This is a genomic window from Paraburkholderia sp. RL17-373-BIF-A, assembly GCF_046030175.1.
Lineage (GTDB): Bacteria > Pseudomonadota > Gammaproteobacteria > Burkholderiales > Burkholderiaceae > Paraburkholderia.
This window is the reverse complement of the sequence record NZ_JARESO010000012.1, coordinates 94,777-117,516: the sequence shown is the minus strand read 5'-3', so window position 1 is coordinate 117,516 and position 22,740 is coordinate 94,777. Positions and strand designations below refer to the sequence as shown.

General features: G+C 64.8%; 23 protein-coding genes. 5 read left to right on the top strand and 18 right to left on the bottom strand.

Going from position 1 to position 22,740, the window contains the following annotated elements; translation table 11 throughout:
• Window positions 1-27: 27 nt before the first annotated feature.
• From flgG to flgB, 6 genes are all read right to left on the bottom strand, one after another.
• Window positions 28-816, bottom strand: a complete 789-nt coding sequence (gene flgG / locus P0D80_RS17225; protein WP_012434703.1) for a flagellar basal-body rod protein FlgG — start codon at window positions 814-816, stop codon at window positions 28-30.
• 84 nt (window positions 817-900) lie between these two features.
• Entirely contained in the window at window positions 901-1,659 is a 759-nt protein-coding gene (gene flgF, locus P0D80_RS17220; protein WP_132376602.1) for a flagellar basal-body rod protein FlgF, read from the bottom strand.
• 20 nt (window positions 1,660-1,679) lie between these two features.
• The gene (locus tag P0D80_RS17215; RefSeq protein WP_408285605.1) at window positions 1,680-3,191 is read right to left on the bottom strand and encodes a flagellar hook protein FlgE; all 1,512 of its coding nucleotides are present in this window, start codon (window positions 3,189-3,191) and stop codon (window positions 1,680-1,682) included.
• A gap of 43 nt (window positions 3,192-3,234) precedes the next feature.
• Window positions 3,235-3,948, bottom strand: coding sequence for a flagellar hook assembly protein FlgD (locus P0D80_RS17210; protein ID WP_132376600.1), 714 nt, complete (start codon window positions 3,946-3,948; stop codon window positions 3,235-3,237).
• A gap of 10 nt (window positions 3,949-3,958) precedes the next feature.
• A complete protein-coding gene (gene flgC, locus P0D80_RS17205; protein WP_012434707.1) occupies window positions 3,959-4,384 on the bottom strand; it encodes a flagellar basal body rod protein FlgC in 426 nt (141 codons plus the stop codon).
• 93 nt (window positions 4,385-4,477) lie between these two features.
• Window positions 4,478-4,972, bottom strand: a complete 495-nt coding sequence (gene flgB / locus P0D80_RS17200; RefSeq protein WP_408176425.1) for a flagellar basal body rod protein FlgB — start codon at window positions 4,970-4,972, stop codon at window positions 4,478-4,480.
• 217 nt (window positions 4,973-5,189) lie between these two features.
• Between flgB and flgA the strand changes: the two genes are divergently transcribed.
• The 5 genes from flgA (at window position 5,190) to P0D80_RS17175 (ending at window position 8,695) form a co-directional block, all read left to right on the top strand.
• Window positions 5,190-6,698 carry a flagellar basal body P-ring formation chaperone FlgA gene (gene flgA / locus P0D80_RS17195; protein ID WP_408285602.1) on the top strand — a complete coding sequence of 503 codons (1,509 nt, stop codon included), beginning with the start codon at window positions 5,190-5,192 and terminating at the stop codon, window positions 6,696-6,698.
• A gap of 201 nt (window positions 6,699-6,899) precedes the next feature.
• On the top strand, window positions 6,900-7,253 hold the full coding sequence (gene flgM / locus P0D80_RS17190; protein ID WP_132376597.1) for a flagellar biosynthesis anti-sigma factor FlgM: 354 nt from the start codon (window positions 6,900-6,902) through the stop codon (window positions 7,251-7,253).
• Window positions 7,254-7,347: 94 nt separating this feature from the next.
• The gene (locus P0D80_RS17185) at window positions 7,348-7,794 is read left to right on the top strand and encodes a flagella synthesis protein FlgN (RefSeq protein WP_408176423.1); all 447 of its coding nucleotides are present in this window, start codon (window positions 7,348-7,350) and stop codon (window positions 7,792-7,794) included.
• A 311-nt stretch (window positions 7,795-8,105) separates the two neighbouring features.
• The gene (locus tag P0D80_RS17180; RefSeq protein ID WP_132376595.1) at window positions 8,106-8,288 is read left to right on the top strand and encodes a type II toxin-antitoxin system HicA family toxin; all 183 of its coding nucleotides are present in this window, start codon (window positions 8,106-8,108) and stop codon (window positions 8,286-8,288) included.
• Window positions 8,285-8,695 (top strand): type II toxin-antitoxin system HicB family antitoxin, encoded by a 411-nt coding sequence (locus P0D80_RS17175; protein WP_132376594.1) that lies wholly within the window; start codon window positions 8,285-8,287, stop codon window positions 8,693-8,695. The genes P0D80_RS17180 and P0D80_RS17175 overlap by 4 nt, the downstream gene beginning before the upstream one ends.
• A gap of 60 nt (window positions 8,696-8,755) precedes the next feature.
• On the opposite strand, the gene P0D80_RS17170 is transcribed toward P0D80_RS17175, so the two are convergent.
• From P0D80_RS17170 to P0D80_RS17115, 12 genes are all read right to left on the bottom strand, one after another.
• Complete coding sequence (locus P0D80_RS17170; RefSeq protein WP_132376593.1) at window positions 8,756-9,490, bottom strand: RNA polymerase sigma factor FliA; 735 nt, start codon at window positions 9,488-9,490, stop codon at window positions 8,756-8,758.
• Between the two features lie 27 nt (window positions 9,491-9,517).
• Window positions 9,518-10,387 carry a nucleotide-binding protein gene (locus P0D80_RS17165; protein WP_132376592.1) on the bottom strand — a complete coding sequence of 290 codons (870 nt, stop codon included), beginning with the start codon at window positions 10,385-10,387 and terminating at the stop codon, window positions 9,518-9,520.
• The gene (flhF, locus tag P0D80_RS17160) at window positions 10,380-12,353 is read right to left on the bottom strand and encodes a flagellar biosynthesis GTPase FlhF (RefSeq protein ID WP_408285596.1); all 1,974 of its coding nucleotides are present in this window, start codon (window positions 12,351-12,353) and stop codon (window positions 10,380-10,382) included. The genes P0D80_RS17165 and flhF overlap by 8 nt, the downstream gene beginning before the upstream one ends.
• Window positions 12,354-12,681: 328 nt before the next feature.
• Complete coding sequence (gene flhA / locus P0D80_RS17155) at window positions 12,682-14,784, bottom strand: flagellar biosynthesis protein FlhA (protein WP_132376590.1); 2,103 nt, start codon at window positions 14,782-14,784, stop codon at window positions 12,682-12,684.
• Window positions 14,781-16,004 (bottom strand): flagellar biosynthesis protein FlhB, encoded by a 1,224-nt coding sequence (gene flhB, locus P0D80_RS17150; RefSeq protein WP_132376589.1) that lies wholly within the window; start codon window positions 16,002-16,004, stop codon window positions 14,781-14,783. The genes flhA and flhB overlap by 4 nt, the downstream gene beginning before the upstream one ends.
• Before the next feature lie 356 nt (window positions 16,005-16,360).
• Window positions 16,361-17,650, bottom strand: coding sequence for a DUF3443 domain-containing protein (locus P0D80_RS17145; protein WP_408285594.1), 1,290 nt, complete (start codon window positions 17,648-17,650; stop codon window positions 16,361-16,363).
• Between the two features lie 15 nt (window positions 17,651-17,665).
• Complete coding sequence (locus P0D80_RS17140) at window positions 17,666-18,211, bottom strand: DUF2844 domain-containing protein (RefSeq protein WP_408176416.1); 546 nt, start codon at window positions 18,209-18,211, stop codon at window positions 17,666-17,668.
• Between the two features lie 289 nt (window positions 18,212-18,500).
• Window positions 18,501-19,211, bottom strand: a complete 711-nt coding sequence (cheZ, locus tag P0D80_RS17135) for a protein phosphatase CheZ (RefSeq protein WP_408176414.1) — start codon at window positions 19,209-19,211, stop codon at window positions 18,501-18,503.
• A 1-nt stretch (window position 19,212) separates the two neighbouring features.
• Window positions 19,213-19,608: a chemotaxis response regulator CheY gene (cheY, locus tag P0D80_RS17130; RefSeq protein ID WP_095417937.1), complete on the bottom strand. Its 396-nt coding sequence runs from the start codon at window positions 19,606-19,608 to the stop codon at window positions 19,213-19,215.
• Between the two features lie 75 nt (window positions 19,609-19,683).
• On the bottom strand, window positions 19,684-20,772 hold the full coding sequence (locus P0D80_RS17125; protein WP_165923885.1) for a protein-glutamate methylesterase/protein-glutamine glutaminase: 1,089 nt from the start codon (window positions 20,770-20,772) through the stop codon (window positions 19,684-19,686).
• A gap of 5 nt (window positions 20,773-20,777) precedes the next feature.
• Complete coding sequence (cheD, locus tag P0D80_RS17120) at window positions 20,778-21,614, bottom strand: chemoreceptor glutamine deamidase CheD (protein WP_408285591.1); 837 nt, start codon at window positions 21,612-21,614, stop codon at window positions 20,778-20,780.
• Window positions 21,611-22,561, bottom strand: a complete 951-nt coding sequence (locus P0D80_RS17115) for a CheR family methyltransferase (RefSeq protein WP_408176410.1) — start codon at window positions 22,559-22,561, stop codon at window positions 21,611-21,613. Before P0D80_RS17115 ends, cheD begins: the two co-directional genes overlap by 4 nt.
• Window positions 22,562-22,740: the final 179 nt, after the last annotated feature.

Genomic DNA, 22,740 nt, shown 5'->3' with positions numbered 1-22,740 from the left:
GCCTGTTAATTCCCAGTCCCTCGAGCCTCAAACCTGCATCTGGCTCAGGGTCTGCAGCATCTGGTCGGAGGTCGTCACGGCCTTGCTGTTGATTTCGTAAGCGCGTTGCGTCTGGATCATGTTCACCAGTTCCTGCACCACGTTCACGTTCGATGCTTCCACATACCCCTGATTCAACGTGCCGGCGCCGTTCAGGCCCGGCTGCGCGACGTTCGGCGCGCCCGACGAAGCGGTTTCCGCGAACAGGTTTTCACCCTTCGCATCCAGACCGGCCGGGTTGATGAAAGTCGCGATCTGCATCGAGCCGAGCTGCTGGCTGTTGGTCGAGCCGGCCACGGTGATCGACACCACGCCGTCGCTGCCGATGGTGAGCGAGGTCGCGTTGTTCGGGATCGTGATCGCCGGGATCACCTGGTAGCCGCTCGATGTCACGAGCTGGCCTTGCGCGTTGGTCTGGAACGAACCGTCGCGGGTATAGGCGGTCGTGCCGTCGGGCATCTGCACCTGGAAAAAGCCCTGACCGTTGATGGCGACGTCTTTCGAGTTGCCGGTCTGCTGCAGGTTGCCCTGCGTGTACAGACGTTCGGTAGCAACTTGCTGCACGCCCGTGCCGAGCTGGATGCCGGACGGCAGTTCGGTGTTCTGCGTCGAGTTCGCGCCCGGCTGGCGGACGGTCTGATACAGCAGATCCTCGAACACCGCGCGCGAGCCCTTGAAGCCGTTGGTGCTGACGTTCGCGAGGTTGTTCGAGATCACGTCCATCTGCGCCTGTTGCGCATTCATGCCGGTCGCGGCGATGTAGAGTGAGCGATTCATGGTTCTTCTCCGGTGTCGATCGGTGTTGGCGCTTTAGCGCCTGCTCCGATCTCATGCAACTTGTTTGCTGCGCCTACGCGCCTGTTAGCTAAAGCTGAGCAGCTGGTTGGCGGACTGGTCATTCTTGTCGGCGCTTTCCAGCAGCTTCGTCTGCATCTGGAACTGGCGCGCGTTGGTGATCATCGAGACCATTGCGCTGACCGGGTTCACGTTGCTGCCTTCGAGCGAGGCCGGCGCGAGCGTGACAGCCGGATCGGCGTCAGCGGCATTGCCGTCGGCGGTGCGAAACAGGCCGTCGTCGCCGCGCGTCATGGTTTGCGGATCCGGATTCACCAGCTTCAACTGATCGACCGTCACCACCGCCGTCGGCGGATCGCCCGGCGTCAGCGCGGACACCGTGCCGTCCTTGCCGATGGTGATTTCCGCGCCCGGCGGCACCGACACCGGGCCGCCGTTGCCGAGCACCACCTGATTGGTGGCGTTCACAATTTGGCCGTTTTCGTCGACATGCAGATTGCCGGCGCGCGTGTAGGCCTCGCCGCCGTCGGCGGTTTGCACCGCCAGCCAGCCCGGCCCCTGAATCGCCACGTCGAGCGGGTTGCCCGTCTGCTGGATCGGCCCGGGCGTGTAGTCCGCGCCCGGCGTCGACGACAGCACGAAGGTGCGCGTGGTGTTGTCGTTGATCGAACTGCCGTCGCCGAACGACATCGGCACGGCGCGGAAAGTCGCCAGTTGCGCGCGAAAACCGGTGGTCGATGCGTTGGCCAGGTTGTTCGCGACGATTGCCTGCTGTTCGAGCGCCTGCGTACTGCCCGACATCGCGGTGTAGATCAGCCGATCCATGATGGGTTAGTCCCGGTCGCTTACAGGTTGATCAGGGTCTGGTCGACGGTCTGCTGAGTCTTGATCGTCTGCGCGTTCGCTTGATAGTTGCGTTGCGCGGTGATCAGGTTCACCAGTTCGCTCGTCAGATCGACGTTGGAGTTTTCCACCGCGCCGCCTTGCAGCACGCCGTGGTTGGTCGAGCCCGGCGCCGAAATCTGCGCGACGCCCGAAGCCGAGGTTTGCTGGAACTCGTTGTTGCCGAGGTTCACGAGACCGTTCTGGTTCGAGAAGTTCGCCAGCACGATCTGGCCGAGAGCCGCGGTTTGCTGGTTCGAATAGTTGCCGGTCAGCGTGCCGTCGGCGCCGATCGTGAAGCTCGTCAGCGTGCCCGCGGCGAAGCCGTCGGGCTGCAGCGAGTTCACGCCGTCCTTGCCGCCGAACTGCGTCGTGCCGGCGATGTTCAGCGTCAGCTTCTGCGGCGTCGACGAACCGTCGGTAGTCGGGATCGAGAAGTTGTAGGCAAACGGCGTGGTGGTGGCGACACCCGACGCGTCCGTCGTGCCGAGCAGCGTGCCCGACGAGTTGAAGTTCGCGTGGCCGACCAGTTGCGCGGTGCCTGTCGAGGTGCCGGCATACACGTTCCACGTACCGGCCGACGTCTTGGCGAAGTACATGTTGACCGTCTGCGAGCCGCCGAGCGAGTCGTAGACCGTCGTGCTGGTCGAGTAGTTGTACGTCGACGAGCTGTTCTGGTTGAACGCCACCGGGGTCGGCGCGATCGCGACGCTGTCGCCGGTCGCCGGCACGCCGTTGAACGTGATGGTCTGGCCGTTGCCGAGCGAGATCGCCGTGCCCGCCGTGTAGGTCGCGGCGGCGGACGTCGTGCCGAGCGTGGTGTCGGTGACCGTGTAGGTCGTCGGGCTCGTGAAGTTGACGGTGTAGCTGTCGTTGTTCGTGCCCGAAGCGGTGTTCGTGATGGTCGCGCCCGGCGTCGTCAGCGTGCTGCCCGCGACGAGCGTCGGCGTGACGGCCGGGGTGCCGAGCATCAAAGGATCCTGCGCGTTCAGGTTCAGACCGGCCGTGATCTTGGTGGTCGCTTGCGGCGCGATGTTCGCGGTCGGCACGGTGAGCGGCACGGTCTGCGCGGTGTTGATGATGCCCGAGCTGTTCGCGGCATAGCCCATCAGCTGCAGGCCTTGCGCGTTGGTGATGAAGCCGTTCTTGTCGAGCTGGAACACCCCGTTGCGCGAGTACACCAGCGAGCCGTTATTCGACAACTGGAAGAAGCCGTTGCCGTTGATCGCGACGTCGAGCGCCTGGTTGGTGCTGGTGATCGTGCCTTGCGAGAACTGCTGCTGCACTTCGGCGAGCTTGGTGCCGATGCCGACCTGGTTGCCCACTGCGGTCGCCACGGAATTGGCGTACATGTCGGCGAATTGCGCAGCGCCGCTCTTGAAGCCAACCGTATTCGCGTTGGCAATGTTGTTGCCGATCACGTCGAGGTCGCTCGACGATGCTGACAAACCACTCAAACCTTGTTGGTAACCCATGACGGTCTCCGTATCTGGAAAGTCGTAACTGACAGAATCTGAATCAGAGGATGGCGGCGACGCTGGTCAAGCCGACCGTCGAGCCGTTCGACAGCACGAGGCCCGGCGTACCGTTGGGCTGCATGACGACGCTTTGCACCGTGGAGCCCGTGAGCGTGGTGGCCGTGGCCTGTTGACCGTTGATCGTGCCGACCGCGCTGATCGTGTAGGTGCCGTCCGGCAGCGCATTGCCGGCCGTGTCGGTCGGCGTCCAGCCCACCGGAATCGTGCCGGCCGACTGCTTGCCGAGGTCGATCGTGTTGACGATCTGACCTGCCGAGTTCTTCACGACGACCTGCAGATCGCCCACCGAGTTGGCGAGCTGCACGCCGAACGCGGCGGCCTTGCCGCTCGCGACCGCCACCGAGCTGCCCGGGGCGAGCACGGTCGAGCCGATCAGCAACGCGGCTTGCGACTGCTGGCCCGCCGACATCTGCGTGGCGAGCGAGCTGAGCGTGGTGTTCAACTGGCTGATGCCCGAGACCGTGTTGATCTGCGCCAGCTGCGAGGTCATCTGCGAGCTGTCCATCGGATTGGTCGGGTCCTGGTTCTTCAACTGCGCGACGAGCAGTTGCAGGAAGGTGTTCTGCAGATCGGTCGCCGAGGTGCCGGACGTGCTGCCCGTCGAACTCGAGGCACTGTTCGTGCCGTTCATCGTATCGAGCAGCGTTTGCGACACAGTCGTGCCGCTGCCGCCAATGGTGGTGTTGGTGGTCAAGGAGCTCTCCTCAGGTTCCGATCGTGAGCGTTTTCAGCATCAGTGTCTTGGCGGTGTTCAGGGTCTCGACGTTGGCCTGGTATGAGCGCGAGGCCGAGATCATGTTGACCATCTCCTGCACCGGATCGACGTTCGGCAACGTGACGTAGCCGTCCGAGTTCGCGGCCGGATTGCCGGGGTCGTAGGCGGTCTTCATCGGCGTCGGGTCGTCGACCACGCCGGTAACCTGCACGCCGCCGACCTGCTGGCCGGAAGCCGTGCGCGCGCCGCCGAGCGGGCTGACCGCGAACACGACCTGCTTGGCCTTGTACGGCTGGCCGTCCGGGCCGGTCGTGCTGTCCGCGTTGGCGAGATTCGACGCCGTCACGTTGAGTCGCTGCGACTGCGCCGACATCGCGGAGCCTGCAACACCAAAAATGTTCATCAGGGATGGCATGTTTCCTGACTTCTCCTGCCGGTTCGAACCGGCTCAAGTGTTAATCCCGTAGCGATTGTTCTTGCGTACTGCTGAGTCTGTCGCCGTGGCTTCTTACGAGCCCGACTGGATTGCCGACAGCATCGATTTGATCTGGCCGGATAGCACCGTCATGCCCGATTCGAAGTGCAACGTGTTGTCCGCGAACTGCACCCGCTCGGTATCGATGTCGACCGTGTTGCCGTCGAGTGCGGGTTGCGTCGGCACGCGGTATTGCAGGTTGCCGTAGTCGTCGGACGTGCCGCCGGTCGGCGTCAGCGTCGACTTGCCGGCCATGTGGCCCGGCGCGGTCGACACCATCGACATGCCGCTCGTCACACCCGCGGGCTGAGTCATCGCCAGCGTCGCGTTGTTCGACGCAGCGGTTCCAGTAGCGCCGCCGCTCTTCTTCAGCGCGCCGGCGAGCGACGAGGCGAAGTCGACGTCGCGCGCCTTGTACCCGGGGGTATCGGCGTTGGCGATATTCGACGACAGCAGCTCCTGCCGATAGGCGCGTACATCGAGCGCTTCACGGCCAAAGGCGAATTCGGCATCGAGTTTGTCCAGCATAAGAATCTCCGGAGAACGTTCCCGAGGCTTCCCGTGCATGCCTCGCGTGAGGACTGCACCAGGCGGGAAGACCTTTTTGCATGAGGTGCATCTTATGGGCCGAACGCAAGCGGCAATCGGACGAATAACCGGGAAAGGGGGCTTCTATTCAACGTTTGCGCAAAGGAGGCGCTCACTAGAATGCAAGGCGTACCGATGCATTCGATGGAGAAACAAGATGGACCAGCCCGCCTTCGATCCGACGCACCACGCGAATTGCGCGGCGGCGCATCGCGTGGGTGCGGGCGCTGGCGTCGCGCGGCGTGCCGCGCGCACGGCCTCGCGTCTCCTGATTCGCCTTGTGGTGAGCCTGACGGTGTGGGTCGCCGGTGGCATCGTGCTGCTGCCGGTCAACGCGCAGGCTCAGGAAGCCGGCGGCCCGATCGTGATTCCGGGTCCGGGAGAAAAGAATCCGGCTGCGCTCGCGGATCTGGCCGAGCACATGCAAGCCACGCCTGCAAAGCGCACTGGCTCCGCTGCAACGTTGGCCGCCGCCACCGCGCAGTCGCTGACGCCGAATTCCACGGCTCGCGACGCCGATTCATTCACGCGCGCCGCCAATGCGAGCGGCTCGATCGTCATTCCGGGCGCGGGCGAACCGCCGGCCGCGCCGCAAATGATTCGCACCAGCTTCAAGCCCGACGCCAGCGGTGTCGTGACGATTCCCGCGCCGGGCAGTGGCAATGCCGTGGACGGTGTCGCCAGAGTCAACGTCGTGCCGGGTTCGCGTCAGGCGGTTCCGGTCGTGGTGACGCCTGCGCCGCAGGCGAATGACACACGGCAAGCCGCGGGCGTTCAGCCGGTGGCCGCCAATGCGCCGCTCAACGCAGCCGCTGGGGCCTCCGCGGCGGCAGGATTCGATAGCCTCGCTTCACGCGGAGAGCCGCCGCAGTTGGGCGCGAATGGCAAGCCGGTCGCGACCCGTGCCGCTGTCGCGCCGGCTGCGACGGCCGCGCCCGCGCCGGCCGCTATCGCTCGCACACCGACGGTGCGGCAAGTCGCTCCCGCCGTCGCGCAACAGAATCTTCGCCCCGCGACGCTCGCGCCAGCTGCGCCGCTGCCCGGCCAGCAAGATCCGGAAGCGATCCGCAGCGCCGCGCTCGCGTTCCTGCAGCAGCAGTCCACCGGTTTGCCCGGCAAGGTCGACATCACCGTGGCGCCGGCGTTTCCGCGCGGTCTCGCAGACTGCACGATGCTCGAACCGTTCATGCCGAGCGGCGCGCGCCTGTGGGGCCGCATGACCGTCGGCGTGCGCTGCGCGGGCGAGCGCCCGTGGACCATTTATCTGCAGGCGCGCATCTCGCTGCACGCCACGTACTATCTGGCCGCGCGTGCCATGGCGCCGGGCGAAGTGCTCACCGCCGCCGACCTCGTTGCGCGCGACGGCGACCTGACCGGCTTGCCCCAGGCCATTGTCACGGATCCGTCGCAGGCGGTCGGCTCGGTCACGCTCACGCGCGTCGCCGGCGGCATGCCGCTGCGCCGCGACATGCTGAAAAGCGCGTCGGCGGTATCGATCGGACAGACGGTGCGGGTCGTGGCGGCCGGCGATGGTTTCGCGATTTCGGCGGAAGGCAGCGCGATGAACAATGCGTCGCCGGGCCAGCAGGTGCGGGTCAAGACGGCGAACGGCCAGATCATTTCCGGCATCGTGAAAGACGGCGCGACCGTGGAGATTCAGCTGTGAGCCGCTACGGCGAGCACGCCATGACGAACTCCGGCGCCACGCCCGTTCTTGCGGCCGCGAGCGCTGCGGCGGGCTGCGCCGGAAGCAGGCCAGCCAAGGGGCCGGCCGGAGATGTAAGGAAAGGTAACGCCTTGATCGATTGCGCTAAAGTTTTGATCAGCGGTAGCCGTTATAAGGATCAAATCGTTCAGGAAGCCAATCGTGAAAGTCGATTCCACAACCAATTCGAATCTGCCGACGTTGAAAGACGCCCTGTCCCGTTCGCAACAAAGCGACGCGACGACCGCGAACAGCAACGCGCAGAATGCGGGCACGGCCTCGCAGACCACCACCAGCGGTTCGGGCGACGCCAGCGTCAGCCTGTCGGGTCTGTCGCAGCATCTGCGCAGCCTCGCGGCGTCCGGCTCGGCCGATATCGACACGGCGCACGTCGAGTCGATCAAGCAAGCCATCAAGGACGGCTCGCTGAAGATCGATTCCGGCAAGATCGCCGACGGCGTGCTGAACACCGCACGCGAACTGTTGCAAAGCAAAACCTCGTCGGCCGGCAACTGATCGACGCATCGAAGTACGGTGAAGTGCCGGGCGGCGTTCGACAAACCCGGCTCGCGGAGCATTCGCGAGCCGTCGTGTTCAGCGAGTTGTTGAGATGAAAGACGCCCTGCTTGCCACCCTCATCGAAGAATATTCGGCCGTCGAGGCATTTGCCTCGATTCTGACGCTCGAGACCAAGGCGCTGACTGCCTTGTCGCCGCTGGAATTGCTGCCGCCGATCGTCGAGAAGAAAACCGAACTGATCGGCGAGCTCGCCAAGCTCGAAGCCACGCGTGACGGGCTGCTCGCCGAGCTGGGCTTTCCGGCCGGCTGGCCCGGCATGGAGCTCGCGGCCAGTACCGACCCACGCATCGCCGAGCAATGGTCGCTGCTGCAGAAAGCCGCCGAACGCGCGCGGCGCTGCAATACCAGCAACGGTGAACTGATCCGCGTGCGCATGGACTACAACCAGCGGGCACTCACGGCGCTGCAGGTGGCCGTGCCGCAGAAGGTCGGTTTTTATGGTCCAGATGGCCGGATTCCGGCGCGTCCCACCGTGTAGAGATTGTCGTTGGACCCGCATGGCCTGACGCGCGGGTCTGGCTGAAACAGCTGTATTGAAAAGGGCTCGTCTTTTGACGAGCCCTTTTTGCTTTTCAAGCATTCCGTATCGATCACGCCGCCCTCCTTCCCACACACGTTAGCCATCCGGCCAGGTGGCGCGGAATCGCCACCCGCGTTGAAATCACGGCTTCCCCCTTACTGAGTCGCTCCGTCGTCCCGGGCTTTTTCAAAGCTATCCGGACGTGCATCAACGGAGTGCTAAGCACTAGCGAGATTGTGTAATGGTGTGTATGATTCGAGGAGTGCAGTATGAAAAGTGCCGAGGTCGTGAAACTCATTCAAGCGGCGGGTTGGCAGCTGGTCCGCATATCGGGCAGCCACCATCATTTTCGTCACGCGGCAAGATCCGGTCTCGTGACCATCCCGCATCCGAAGAAAGACCTTCCGCCCGGCACATTGAACAGCATCCTGAAACAGGCGGGCCTGAAATGAAAAACCTGACTTTCCCTATCGCGATTGAACCGGGTAGCGCGGATCACGCGTTCGGCGTCATCGTGCCCGACATTCCGGGCTGTTATGCGGCAGGCGACACGCTGGAGGAAGCCTACGCGAACGCCAAGGAAGCTATCGAGGCACATCTGGACCTGCTGCTCGACGAGGGCTTGCCGATTCCCGCGCGACGAACGCTGCAAGAGCATCGGCGCAATCCCGACTATGCGGATTTCACGTGGGGACTTGTCGCCACCCGGAATATTCCCGCCTTGAAGAAGGCGGTACGTATCAATATCTCGCTGCCCGAAGCGCTGGTCCAGGAGATCGACACTTATGCCCAGGCGCGTGGCATGTCGCGCTCGGCCTTTCTGGCACTGGCCGCGGAACATGAAATGGCCGAGGCATGAGGAAAAGCGGATGCGCGACGCTCCGCTCCCTGCTCATTCATACCATCGAGTACTCGAACTTCAGGTCGCCTCGGCGTTCGCCCAGGCCATCTCGCGCAAGCGCGTGCGCAAACGGGCCACGGCCTGGCTGTGCAACTGGCACACCCGTGATTCGCTGACTTCCATCACCGCGCCAATTTCGCGCAGGTTCATGCCGCGTTCGTAGTACAGCGACATCAGCAGCTTCTCGCGATCCGGCAGGCGGTCGATCGCCTCCACCAGTGCCGAGCGCAGGCTGTCGTCGAGCAGCGCCGACAGCGGGTCCGAGTGATCGACACAGTAGCGGTCGAGGAACGGCTCGTCGTCCGCCGAACGGTCGAAGTCTTCGTAGTAGATCAGCTGGCTGCCGTGCAGATCCTGCAGCATCGACTGATACTCGTCGAGCGGCATTTGCAGGTGCTCGGCAATCTCCGTTTCGCTCGCCGAGCGGCCCAGGTTCTGCTCCACCTTGTGCACCGCCGTTTCCACTTCACGCGAGGTGCGCCGCAAGCTGCGCGGCAACCAGTCGTTGCTGCGCAACTCGTCGAGCATCGCGCCGCGAATCCGCTGGCTGGCGTAAGTCTCGAACTGCGCGCCCTGGTCTTCCTTGTAGCGGCTTGCCGCGTCCAGCAGTCCGATCATGCCGGCCTGGATCAGATCGTCGAGATCGACGCTCGCCGGCATCTTGGCGACGAGCTGCAAGCCGAGGCGACGCACGAGCGGTGCGTACTTCGTCAGAACTTCGGCTTGGGAAATCTTTCCCTGAGCGTTGTACATCGTGCTCCCCTTGTCCTTGTGCCGCCTCTAGGCGTGCTGCGCAGACGGTTGGTCGGCGTGTTGCGCCGCTGTAACTGTCGCAGGCGCCATCCACGGCGTTTGCGACGACATCGCTGGCCGCATCGGCCAGTACTGCAATTCGGCCGCGAGGTGCCGGAAGTCGCGCGCAGCCGGTGTCGATGGAAACGCATCGACGACACAACGCGACAACTCCAGGGCTCGCGCCATCCGCCCATCGGCGGCAATACAACCGGCGTCTTCCAGCGCCACCGTCAGGTAGCGCCCGGCCACGCCGGCCAGGTTTGCAAACGCGGTATGCGCGTCGTTCACGCTCTGCACGTGGTTCACCAGCACGCGGAACTGCGCGATGGCGTGCCCGTAGTGCAGGCGCTTCATGCATGCGTACGCGTCGGTGATCGCCTGCGCGGCCATGCGCGTGACGATCATTACGTCGTGCGCCTGCATCGCGAGCGCCGACAGGTGGCCTTGCGGATCGAGTTGCGCGTCGATCAGCACGACATCGGCGGAGCCTCGCAACACCACACCGAACTCCGCAGCCGTATGGCCTTCCCGGTTAGGACGCGAGGCGGCCAGCACCGAGAAGCCGAGCGCGTGCCGCGCGGCGGCGTCGTCGAGCGTCATCTCGCCACGCATCACGGCGGCGAAATTGCCTGCGCCGCGCACGCCGCCGAGCATCGCGCTCACCGACTTCTCGCCGAGGCATTCGTCGATTACCAGCACGTCTTTACCTTGCTGCGCCAACGCGGCGGCGAGGTTCACCACCGTCGTCGTCGAGCCGACACCGGCCGAGCCGCTCGTCACCGCAATCACGCGCGAGCCGCTGCGAGCCAACATCCGCCGCAATCCTTCTGCCTGATCGGAGATGAGCTTATCCAAAGCGGACCTCGTGCAACTCGGACGTGGAACGCGCGGACAAAGCGGACAGCAAAGCCGGAATGTCGTCGTCGTGTGGCACGAATGGCGAGTTGTCGCGCGGTATGCAGAAGGCGCTCTTGATCAGGAATTTCCTCGTCGCGACGTACAGGTTCTCCGGCACCTTCTGACCGGTCGACACGTAGTGCACCGGCAGCTTGTAGCGGATCACCGTATCGAGCACGCCGCCTAGATTGGTGGCTTCGTCGAGCTTGGTCAGAATGCAGCCGGCGAGCGGCTGTTGATCGGGCGCGCGCTGATAGGCCTGCACGACTTCGTTGAGCGTGTCGCCGTGGCTCGTTGCGTTGAGCAGCAACAGGCGCTGCACCGGCTGACCAGCGTGGCACAGCATTGCGATCTGGTCGGAGACGAGGCGGTCGCGCTGGCTCATGCCGATCGTGTCGATCAGCACGATGTGCTTGTTGCGCAGTTCGGAGAGCGCGAGTTGCAGGTCGGCACCGTCCTTCACCGCGTGCACCGAGACGCCGAGAATCTTGCCGAAGATGCGCAGTTGTTCGTGGCCGCCGATCCGGTAGCTGTCGGTGGTGAGCAACGCGACCTTGCTGGCGCCGAAGCGCATCACGCAGCGCGCGGCAAGCTTGGCGGTGGTCGTCGTCTTGCCGACGCCCGTCGGGCCCATTAGCGCGAACACACCGCCGCGCTCCATCAGCGCGTCTTCGTCTTCCATCACCGGCAGGTTCGAATCGAGCACCGAGCGGACCCAGTCCATGCCGCCTTCCATGTTCTCGACGTCGTCCGGCAGGTTGTCGACCATCATCTGCACGAGCTGCGCGGAGAAACCGGCGGCGAACAGATGCTTGGTGAGCGAGGCGCGCACTGGATTGCGGCGCTGGCGTTCGCCCCACAGCAAGCCGGCGAAGTGTTCTTCCATCATCCCGCGCATCGACGACAGTTCGCTCATCACGGTGTCGTTGACGACCTGCTCCATGCGCGCCTTGATCGCTTCGGCGACCGAAGCGGGCGTGCGGGCGTCATCGCTCGAGGACGGCGCGGGTGCGTTTTTCTGCGCGGCGCGGCGCGCGGCGGCTTGCGCGCCTTCGCGCGCCCAGTCGGGCGTGTCGACGGCTTGCGGCGCGGGGGTCTTGCCCGGCTCGACGGCGGCGCCGAGGCCCTTGGCCATCGCAGCGGCCGGCGTCATCGCCGCGGGGCGCGCGCTGTATGCGCCTTGCGGCTGCTGTTCGGCGGCGATGCGGCGCGCGTGGTCGATCAACCATGGATTCGATTCGGCCATGGTGCGCGGCGTTTGCGCGTTGGAGCTCGGCGCGCTCGGCGCAGCCGGTACGCCGGCCGCTTTGAGCAGATCGGCGCGGATGTCTTCGGTGAGACGCGACGCCGCGGCGCGGGCGCTCGGTTGTTCGAGGGCGATCGGTTGCGACGGCAACGCCGCTGCTGGCTTGACCGGTGCCGCTGCCTTCACCGGCGCGGCCGGCAACGCTTTGGGCGTGCCCGCCAATGCGGCCTTCGGCGCGTTCGCGGCCGGCTTCATGATGGCGGCCGGTGCGTCGCTCGCGTCTTCATCGGCGTGGCTGGAATTGGCGTGGACCGAGCTGTTGCCCGCATTCTCCGCGCCCGCTTCCGGGCTTGCGCCGAACACCGACGAGAACACATCGGGCATGCCGCTCGCATACGGATTCGCCTGCATCGCCGATGTTGCCGGCATGGCGCGCGGTGCGGCGAGCGCCGGTTGTCCAGCCATGACATTCATCGATCCAGCCTGCGTTGCGCCGGCGCCTGCGCGCGGAACCTTCGGCGTGATGGCGGCGAGGTCGCTGTCGGCCAGTGCGACGATCTCGACGCTGCCGTCGTCCATCGTGCGATTGGACAGTACGACGGCATCCGCGCCCAACGCTTCGCGCACGAGACGCAGCGCATCACGACTGGTAGCACCGACAAATTTACGAATGTTCAAGCTGGACCCCCGATGAGGTAAACGGACTAACGGACCGGCAACATACCGCTTCCCATTGAGATCATTATTGCGAAACCCGTCGAGTCACGATCGATGGATAAAGACCGTTAAACGTGGGCAATTCGGGCGATGGAAACGCGCCGCAAGTCATGCGCACGGCGGTTTTAAACATGCCTTTCCCGCGCGCGCGGCGGCGCTTTCGCGGACGCAGCATGTACTCCGCCGTCCGCTCGCGGCATGAAAAGTCAGGCGCCGAAATGAAAACCGGCGCTCGATGAGCGCCGGCAAGAGACATCGGCCGGAAGCAGGCCACGGTGAGCTGCCCGCGTCAGCCGTGCGCGCCGATCAGATTCACCACCTTGATATTGCGCGTGTCGGGCACTTCCGCATACGACAGCACCTTCAACTGCGGCAGGCTGCGGCGCAGGAAACGCGCGAGCATCGGCCGCAACGCGTGCTGCACGAGCAGCACGGGCGCGAGCCCGAGGTTCTGCTGACGCGTCATCGCCTTCTGGGTTTCGTTCAGCAGCGTGTGCGCGAGGCCTGGCTCGAGACCCGGATTGGAGCCGGTCGAGAGCGCCTGCGAGAGCACACGCTCGAGATTCGAATCGAGGCCCATCACCTGCATGTCGCCGATGCCCGGGAACCACTGCTGCGTGATCGCGCGACCCAGCGCGAGGCGCACGGCGGCGGTGAGGTCGTGCGCGTCGGTGATCTTCGGCGTGTGTTCGGAGAGCGCTTCGAGGATCGTGCGCATGTCGCGGATCGGCACGCCTTCTTCCAGCAGGTTTTGCAGCACCTTTTGCAGCGTGGTGAGCGGCAGCGACTTCGGCACCAGATCGTCGACCAGCGACGGCGTGTCCTTCTGCATCCGCTCGAGCAGCGCCTGCACTTCCCGGCGGCCGAGCAGTTCCGACGCGTGCGTGACCACGAGGTGATTCAGGTGCGTCGCCACCACGGTGCTCGAATCGACCACCGTGTAGCCGTACACCTGCGCCTGTTCGCGCAGGTTCGTATCGATCCAGATGGCCGGCAAGCCGAAGGCGGGATCCTGCGTCGGCGTGCCCGGCAGCGCGGCGGAGACCTGGCCTGGATTGATCGCCAGCCACTGGCCCGGATACGCTTCACCGACACCCACTTCGACGCCCTTGAGCGCGATGCGATAGCCGTTCGGCCGCAACTCAAGGTTGTCGCGGATATGAATGACCGGCGGCAGAAAGCCGATTTCCTGCGCGAACTTCTTGCGGATGCTCTTGATCCGCTTGAGCAGTTCGCCGTCCGAGTTCTTGTCAACGAGCGGGATCAGCCGGTAGCCGACTTCAAGGCCGAGCGTGTCGATCATCGTCACGTCGTCCCAGCTCGCTTCGGTGTTTTCGACCGGCGCCATCGCGGCCGGCGCGACATCGACGAGTGCCGTGGTGTTCTTGCGATCGTCGGCGCGCTTTTTCATCGTGCGGCCAAGCTGGATCAGACCGCCGCCGAGAATCAGAAACGCGAAGTGCGGCATGCCCGGAATCAGGCCCATCAGCACGAGAATGCAGCCGGTGATCACCAGCACGCGCGGATTCGTGAACAACTGGCCGGTAAGCTGCGTGCCGATGTCCTCGTTGGTCGCCACGCGCGAGACGATCACGCCGGCCGCCGTCGAAATCACCAGCGACGGAATCTGCGCGACGAGGCCGTCACCGATCGTCAGCAGCGTGTAGTTCTTGCCCGCGGACGCGAAGTCCATGCCGTGCTGGACCATCCCGACGATCAAGCCGCCGACGATGTTGATCACCATGATCAGCAAACCGGCGATCGCATCGCCGCGCACGAACTTGCTCGCGCCGTCCATCGAGCCGTAGAACTCGGCTTCCTGCGAGACTTCGGCGCGGCGCTTCCTGGCCTGTTCTTCGTTGATGAGGCCGGCGTTCAGGTCGGCGTCGATCGCCATCTGCTTGCCGGGCATCGCATCGAGCGTGAAGCGCGCGGACACTTCCGCAATCCGCCCCGCGCCCTTGGTGATCACCATGAAGTTGATCACCATCAAAATGATGAAGACGACGATACCGACCGCGAAGTTGCCGCCCACGAGGAAGTGGCCGAACGACTCGATCACCTGGCCGGCCGCGTCGGGACCGGTGTGGCCTTCGAGCAGCACGACCCGCGTGGACGCCACGTTCAGCGAGAGGCGCAGCAAGGTCGAGAACAGCAGCACGCTCGGGAACGCGGCGAAGTCGAGCGGCTTCATCGTGTACATGCTGACGAGCAGCACCATCACGGACAGCGCGATGTTGAAGGTGAACAGCAGATCCAGCAGGAACGGCGGCAACGGCAAAATCATCATGCCGAGGATCATGCAGATCAGCACCGGCCCGGCGAGGGCGCGTAAATTGGTGCTGCTCAAGGCATCCGGCCGTCGAGCGAGGAAACCGGCGCGAGCGTTCATGCGGAGGCTCCTGAAGCGTCGTCGTTATCTGGGTTAACAGCGGGGTTGAGCGTGTCGGCGGCTTCCTGCTCGGCTTCATCGTCCGACACGCCGCCCTTGTCGAGTTCCGCGGGCACGTCGAGTTCGGTCGGTGCGAGCGGCACGTCGCCGCCTTCGGTCTTGAAGCGCCGCAACTGGTACACCCACGCGAGCACTTCGGCGACCGCGCCATACAGCGGGCCCGGAATCTCGCGGTTCAGTTCGACGTTGTGATACAGCGCCCGCGCGAGCGGCGGCGCTTCCAGCAACGGCACGTTGTTTTCGGCGGCGATTTCGCGAATCCGCGCCGCCACGAGGTTCACGCCCTTGGCGACCACCTTCGGCGCGCGCATCTCGCCGTCGGTGTATTGCAGCGCCACGGCGAAGTGCGTCGGGTTGGTCACCACCACGTCGGCCTTCGGCACGTTGGTCATCATGCGGCGACGGGCAATCGCGCGCTGCTGCTGGCGAATCCGGCCTTTGACGTGCGGATCGCCTTCGCTTTCGCGGTGTTCGCGCTTCACTTCTTCCTTCGTCATGCGCAGCTTCTTGTGGAATTGCCACAGTTGATACGGCACATCCATCGCGGCGACGACGAACATGCCCGCCACCGTCATGCCGCAGCACACGGCGATCAGATGCACGGTGTTGGCAAGCGCGAGATGCAGCGGCTGGGTGGCCAGCGCGAGAATCTCCTCGCGGCGATTCCAGACCGCGGTGCCGCCGATCACGCCCACCACCAGCGTCTTCGCGAGCGACATGCCGAGCTGGATCGGTCCGTTGATCGAAAATATCTTGCCGAGGCCGGCGATCGGATTGAGGCGGTTGAACTTCGGTTCGAGGCCTTTCGCCGACAACTGCCAGCCGCCCAGCGCCATGGGTGCGAACAAGGCGGCCGCGCCGGTGAAACCGAGAATCGGCAACAGCGCGTAGAGCCCTTCGCGGCTCGCCACGCCCGCGCCGATCATCATGCGGCGGGTTTCGAACGCGCTGGCGTGATCGAACGTGAAGGCCGCGCGCAGCATGCTCTGCAAATGTTCGCCGATGCTGCCGGACATCCCCCACACGCCGAAGAAGCCCGCCGCCAGCAGGGCAAACGTGGACAGCTCCCGCGAACGCACGATCTGCCCTTCCTCGCGCGCCTTCTGCAGGCGCCGGGGAGTGGCTGATTCGGTTTTTTCGAGGTCGCTATCCTCTGCCACAAAAGCTCTCCAGTCGGCTGAGGCACGGCGCCTCTTTCCAGTGAGAGCGATTATTCCCGCTCGACGCAAGCACCGATCGGCGGATAAGGGCGGAGAAAGGGGGGTATTTCGAGGGATGGAACAGCCGGGAAGCCGGCCGGTCGGGCTTGCTGGCCGCGCCGCGACGAGACAGTGTGGTCGACGCGAGCGTGCCGGGATGGCGCGGCGTGCTCAGTGTAAGCGCGCCGGCGCGGGCAGGTTTTCGCGGCCGATCAGTGATCGATCCGCGCAAAGCCACCGCTCGCGGCCGGACCGGACGCTCGCGCGGGTCTCGCGCGAGCGTCGGTCCCGCCTCAGCCTTCAGTGCGGCGCTTCGATCAGAACGCCACGAAAGGCGCCTGACCGCCGTTCGCGGTTTGATCGATGCCGTAGTACACGTGGCGGCCGTAGAAGAACGGCAAGCCCAGATCGAAGCTGCTGTTGCCGCCGATCTGCCCTGCCAGGTCGTTGAACGCGTAGTTGCTGCCGTTGCCGAACAGCGTCGACGCACTCAGGATGCCGATGCTGGCGCTCGCCTGCGTGTTGTTCAGCCCGACCAGCGTCAGCGTCCGCGTTTGCGCCGACGACGGGCAGTAAAAGCCCGCGAAATTGCTGCCGCACTGCGCGAGGGAGCTATCGCCGAAGAAGTAGGCGTTCGAGCCCGAATCGAGGAAGGCCTGCACCGTCGTACCGTTGAACACGCTGTTGTCCAGGTCGCCGAAAGCGTCGGTGGTAAAGAGCTGGACCCCGGTGAGCGCATTGTTCGACTGCGTGCCGACACCGAACACCAGTGTGCCGGTTGCCGACGGCGCGCCGGTATTCGACACCGGCGGCATCTGCACGATCACGCCGTTCTTGTCGACCGGGAAGAACGGGACCGGATTGGCCACCTGCTGCGCGAGCGGCACCGCCGTGCGGGCGCAAGACGCGCCGTTCGGACAGGCGAAGTAATTGCTGAAGTTGGCCGCCGTCCCGGCATCCACGCAGGTCACACCGCAATCGGTCGGCGACGTGCCAATGCCGAGAATGCCGTTCGCGCCGAGATCGCTGGCGGTGTTTTCGTCCGAGCCGTTGCCGCAACTGCTCGTGGGCACCGTGCTCGAGTCCTTGTCGCCGATGATCTGCATCGGAATCGCCGCCGTCGTTCTCTCGCCGCCGATCGCGATGGTCGCGGTGCGCACCGTGCCCCACGTGAAGCCATCCGCGAACGTCGCGCACTCGGCAAGCTGCGCGCCGCCGACGGTGCTGACCGGCAACGCACTGAGCAGCGAGCCGTTGAAAGCCGAACTGACCACGCGCAGTCCGTACGAACCCGTATCGACCTGGATATTGTTAATAGTCTGACAATTCGAGGTCGAGCCGGGCGCGCAAACCGTCACGCTGACCGTCGGGATATTGACGATGCCGGTCACGCCCCGGCCGACCGTGATGGGCACGGTGTTCGCCGCGTTCGCGGCGATTGGCTGCTGGGTCGGGCTCGGCGGCAGCGAGCCGCCGTTCAGCGCGTTCGACGAATTGTTATTGGAATCGCCACCGCCGCCGCATGCGACGAGCGCCGACACCAACGCCAAGGCCGCGACGGCCTGCATCCAGCCCTTGAGCTTCACAGCAATATGCTTGGTTCGCATGTCTCGTCCTCGCTATTACTGGATGTCTGAACCGCTGACGCCGGCGGGCAGCGCCGGAGGCAGCCACGCCTGACCGTTGAACGAGCCCATATGGCCCCCGGAGCGCACCACGAGGCCACTCTGGTCGACCGAGACAGGGCCGCGGCCGCCGCCGCGCGCCGCGCGCACCGCCTTCACGCCGGCCACGTACTGCGGGAAATAGCTGCCGAGCAGATCGTTCAGATCCGGCATTTGCGGGCCGCGCCATGCAATGCCGAAGACGGAGCCGTTCGCGGCGAGATATTCGCGGACCACGGTGCCGTTGCCGAGCGCCGTCTCACGCACGGTGTAGGACGCGGAAGTGGAAGTGGAAGACGCGGCGTTCGATGCTGAACGCATCACGCCCTGCGCCGCATTGGCGGCGCTGCTGCCGGGCTGAATGGTACGAGTTGAGACTGACGAGCCCGTGGGCGGCGTCATGGGGGCGCCGCCCAGTCCCGCATGAGCGGACTGCACGGCGATGAGCGAACATGGTAAGGCAAGCGCCGTAACGATCCCGGCGCGGCGTACACGACTCCACATGACGAGGCTCCTCCCGAGCTGCTGCTCGATTCGCACGTCGTGCAAACCGGCTGCATGTATGCAGATCATACGGCACCGCTGCGGTTGCACTGCGGAGGGTTTTTCCCCATCGTGCTACCGACCGGTGTGTGTCGTCACCGGAGCGCCGTGCCGCTGCTTGAGCTCGTAGTATGCCTGTGGTTTGTGTCGGTAGACAGCAAGCCGGCGCGGGCGCGCGGCTTGCTATGCGTACTGGTTCGATCTGGCGCGCCCTTGGCGGGCCGCCGCGACGTGCTATGACCCCGGCAGGTCAGAAGCCGAGGCTTGCCAGCAGATCGTCGACTTGCGACTGGTCCTGCACCACATCCGTTTTGCCTTCCGGATTGATCTGCGGACCGTTCAGCAGATGTTCGGGGCTGCCGGTCGGCGAGACTTCGGCCGCCAGCGCCGCCGCGTTCGCCGCGAACTGCTCGCGCCGTTCGAGCGCGATGTTCTCGACCAGCACGCCGAGCAACTGCTGCTCGATCAGGTACACGACATCCGTGATCTTTTTGATGACCTGGCCGGTCAGATCCTGGAAGTCCTGCGCCAGCATGATCTCCATCAGCTGCGAGTTGGTCGCGCTGGTCGCGTCGGGCACACCGCGCAGGAAGGTCCGCGTGTCGTTCATCAGCGCGCGCACTTCCTCGCGCTCGATCGGCGCCGCATACCACTGCTCCCAACGCGCGTCGAGTTCGCCCGCGTCTTTGCGCAGCTGCTCCTGGATCGGCTTGGCGACGTCGATCGCGGACAGGACGCGCTCGGCGGCCTGCTCCGTCATATTCGCGATGTATTTCAGACGGTCGCGGGCATCGGGCACGGCTTCGGCCGCACGCTCGACATGCTTGTCGAGCCCGAGCTCGCGCATCGAGTCGCGCAGCGTGCGCGTCAGTTGTCCAATGCGGGCGAGGATGCGGTCGGACGCGAAGTCGCCGCTCTCGTTGACCGCGTCGGCGCCTTGCGCGTTGGTCGGCAGATTCACATCAGCTCCCGGTCTTGGCCATCTTCTCGAGAATCTTGTTGAGCTTCTCGTCGAGCGTCGCGGCCGTGAACGGCTTGACGACATAACCGCTCGCGCCGGCCTGCGCCGCCGCGATGATGTTTTCCTTCTTCGATTCAGCCGTCACCATCAGCACCGGCAGGTGCGTGAGGTTGGCGTCGGCGCGAATTTCCTTCAGCATGGCCAGACCGTCGAGGTTCGGCATGTTCCAGTCGGAGATCACGAAGTCATACGTACCCCCGCGCAAACGCGCGAGACCGGCCTGACCGTCTTCCGCCTCGTCGACGTTCGAGTAGCCGAGCTCTTTGAGAAGGTTGCGAACGATCCGGCGCATCGTCGGAAAGTCGTCAACAACCAGAATCTTCATTCCCTTATCCATTTCATTCCCTTTGCTTGATCCATGGTGCGGCGCCTGTCCGCCTCAAACTAACGCCTCAAATCCTACCGGCGCGCATCATACCCGTTGAACGCGGTCGCCCATTGCCGAGAGACGCGCCATCACGCGCCGGCTCATTTCCGGCAACGCTGCGATCTCGTCCGCCGCGCCGAGCGCAATCGCTTCACGCGGCATGCCGAACACGATACAGCTCGCTTCGTCCTGCGCAAGGGTGTACGCCCCTGCTTTTTTCATGTCCAGCAGTCCGGCGGCGCCGTCCCGCCCCATCCCGGTCAGAATCACACCGACCGCGTTCTTGCCCGCATGCTGCGCGGCCGAACGGAACAGCACGTCCACCGACGGACGATGCCGGTTCACCGGCGGCTCGTCCGACAGGTGAGCAATATAGTTCGCGCCACTACGGGCAAGCAACAGATGAGCGTGGCCGGGCGCGATATACGCATGTCCGGGCAGCACGCGTTCGCCGTGCTCTGCCTCTTTAACGGTAATCCGGCACAAACCATTGAGGCGTTGTGCAAAAGATTTTGTGAAGCCCGGCGGCATATGCTGCGCGATCAGCACCGCGGGTGCGTCCGGCGGCAGCGGCACCAGCACTTCGCGGATCGCTTCCGTGCCGCCCGTCGACGCGCCGACGATGATCAGCTTCTCGGTACTGAGCAGCGGATTGTTGAAGAGCGGCGCGGCGCCGACCGGCGCCTGCGCGGCCTGCGCCGCCGCGTGCTGCGCAGGCGCGGCCTGGCGCACGCGTGCGCGAGCGGCCGCGCGAATCTTGTCGGCGAGCTTTTCCGAGTAATCGAGCATGCCGTCGCGAATGCCGACCTTCGGCTTGGTGACGAAGTCGACCGCGCCGAGTTCCAGCGCGCGCAGCGTGATTTCGTTGCCGCGCTCGGTCAGCGACGAGACCATCACGACCGGCATCGGCCGCAGACGCATCAGCTTCTCGAGGAAGTCGAGGCCATCCATGCGCGGCATTTCGACGTCGAGCGTCAGCACGTCCGGATTGTGCTGCTTGATGAGTTCGCGCGCGACCAGCGGGTCGGGTGCGGTCGCCACCACCGTCATATCGGGCTGGCCATTGATGATTTCCGTCATCAGGCTGCGGATCAGCGCCGAATCGTCGACGCACAGTACTTTGATCTTTTGCACAGCGCTCACGCCTCCTCTGTAGTTCTGGCGTTGTTTGAATTAAGCGGGCGCGGGCCTGCGCCGAACAGTTCGATGCGCGGCTTCGCTGCGCCCGGACAGCCCGCTGCGGTAGCCGCTGTTCCCGCTGCTCCGCCGGCAGACGAGCCGAACAGCTCGATCTTCGGGCGGGCGGCGGCGGGCGTCGAAAACAGTTCGACCTTGGCTCTCGACGCGGCCGGCGTCGAGAACAGTTCCACTCGCTTGCGCGCGGCGGCGAGCCGCTCGGCGCGCGCTTCGGCGCTTTGCCGCATCAGCGCCTGTTCGCGCTCGGCCACGCCCGCTTCCTGCTGCAGGCGCAACTTCTTCACCATCACCTGGCCCGTGCGCGGCATGAACGCCACCTTGCGCGGATGCGAGCCCTGCAAGTCCTCGGCGACAATGCGGATTTTTTCCAGCGCCAGATAGCGGCGCACGAACTCCGAGTTGCGGTCGCCGATGTTCATCGTCGTCATGCCGGCGAGCACCGCGCCGCCGCCGAACACCTTGGCTTCGAAGCGCTCGCGCCGGCCGCCGGCCTTGATCAACTCGTTGATCAGTACTTCCATCGCGTAGGCGCCGTAGCGCATCGAATCCGATGCGGCCTGCGCGACGTCCGCGCCGTCGTCGGGCAACATGAAGTGATTCATGCCGCCGATACCGGCCGTGCGGTCCTGGATGCAGGCCGCGACGCACGAGCCCAACACGGTGACCAGCACCATGTCTTCGTGCGTGGTGTAAAACTCGTTCGGCAACAATTTCACGCCGGGGCGCTGGAAGTGGTTGTCAAAATACAGATTGGTGGCGATCGGCAGGGCGCTGCTCATACGGTCACCCCGTTCGTCGTGTGATGCGCCGCCGTTGCCGTCGCGCGCGCCGGCGTGCGCACGCCGGTTGCGTCACGCGTTAACTCGTAGACGGTCTGGCCGCGCAGCTTGAACGCCTGCGTGACGTACGTGAAGTTCTCCGAGTGGCCGGCGAACAGCAGGCCGCCCGACTTCATCAGCGGTTCGAAGCGCGCGAGCACTTGCGCTTGCGTCGGCTTGTCGAAATAGATCATCACGTTGCGGCAGAAGATCGCGTCGAACTGCGAGCGCAACTGGTAATCGCGATCGGTGAGGTTCAGTTGCTCGAAGCGCACCAGCGCGCGCACTTCCGGGCGCACCTTGACCATGCCGGCATGCGCGCCGGTGCCCTTCAGGAAGAAGCGTTTCAGCCGCTCAGGCGAGAGATGCTTCACCTGATCGAACTGGTACGTGCCGGCTTCGGCCTTGGCCAGCACCTGGGTGTCGATGTCGGTGGCGAGCACCGAGGCCTGGCGCGCGCCGCTGTCGCCGAGCGCTTCGATCAGCGTCATCGCAATCGAGTACGGCTCTTCACCGGTCGAAGCCGCCGAGCACCATACCGAAACCGGCTGCGAGCGGCGCGGCACGAATTCGGCGAGGATCGGAAAGTGATGCGCCTCGCGGAAAAACGCCGTCAGGTTGGTGGTCAGCGCATTGGTGAAGGCTTCCCACTCGGCCGGATCGTTTTCCGCTTCGAGCAGATCGAGATACTGCTTGAAGGTGTCGAGCCCGCGGGCACGCAGACGGCGCGCCAGACGGCTGTACGCCATGTCGCGCTTGTGATCCGACAGCGAAATGCCCGCGCTGCGGTGAATCAGTTCGCGAATGCGAGCGAAGTCCGCCGACGTGAATTCGAAGTCCCGTGCCTGCTCACCGGATCTAACCGGCTCTGCCCCAACGGGACGTTGCTGTGCGCGCGTTGCCATCATGAAAGTTCCTGCCTGCGATACGAGCCATCCCGCTTTCCTGCCAAGGCATCGCCTCGAAAAGAAGGGATTGTGTTCGCGGGGTCGCGCCCGCCCGCGAGTTTCTCCAACACGCAGTCGGCCCGCGACACGCTGATAAAGCGTGCTTCGATGATTCGCTCCTCATGGAGCGAGATGCCGAA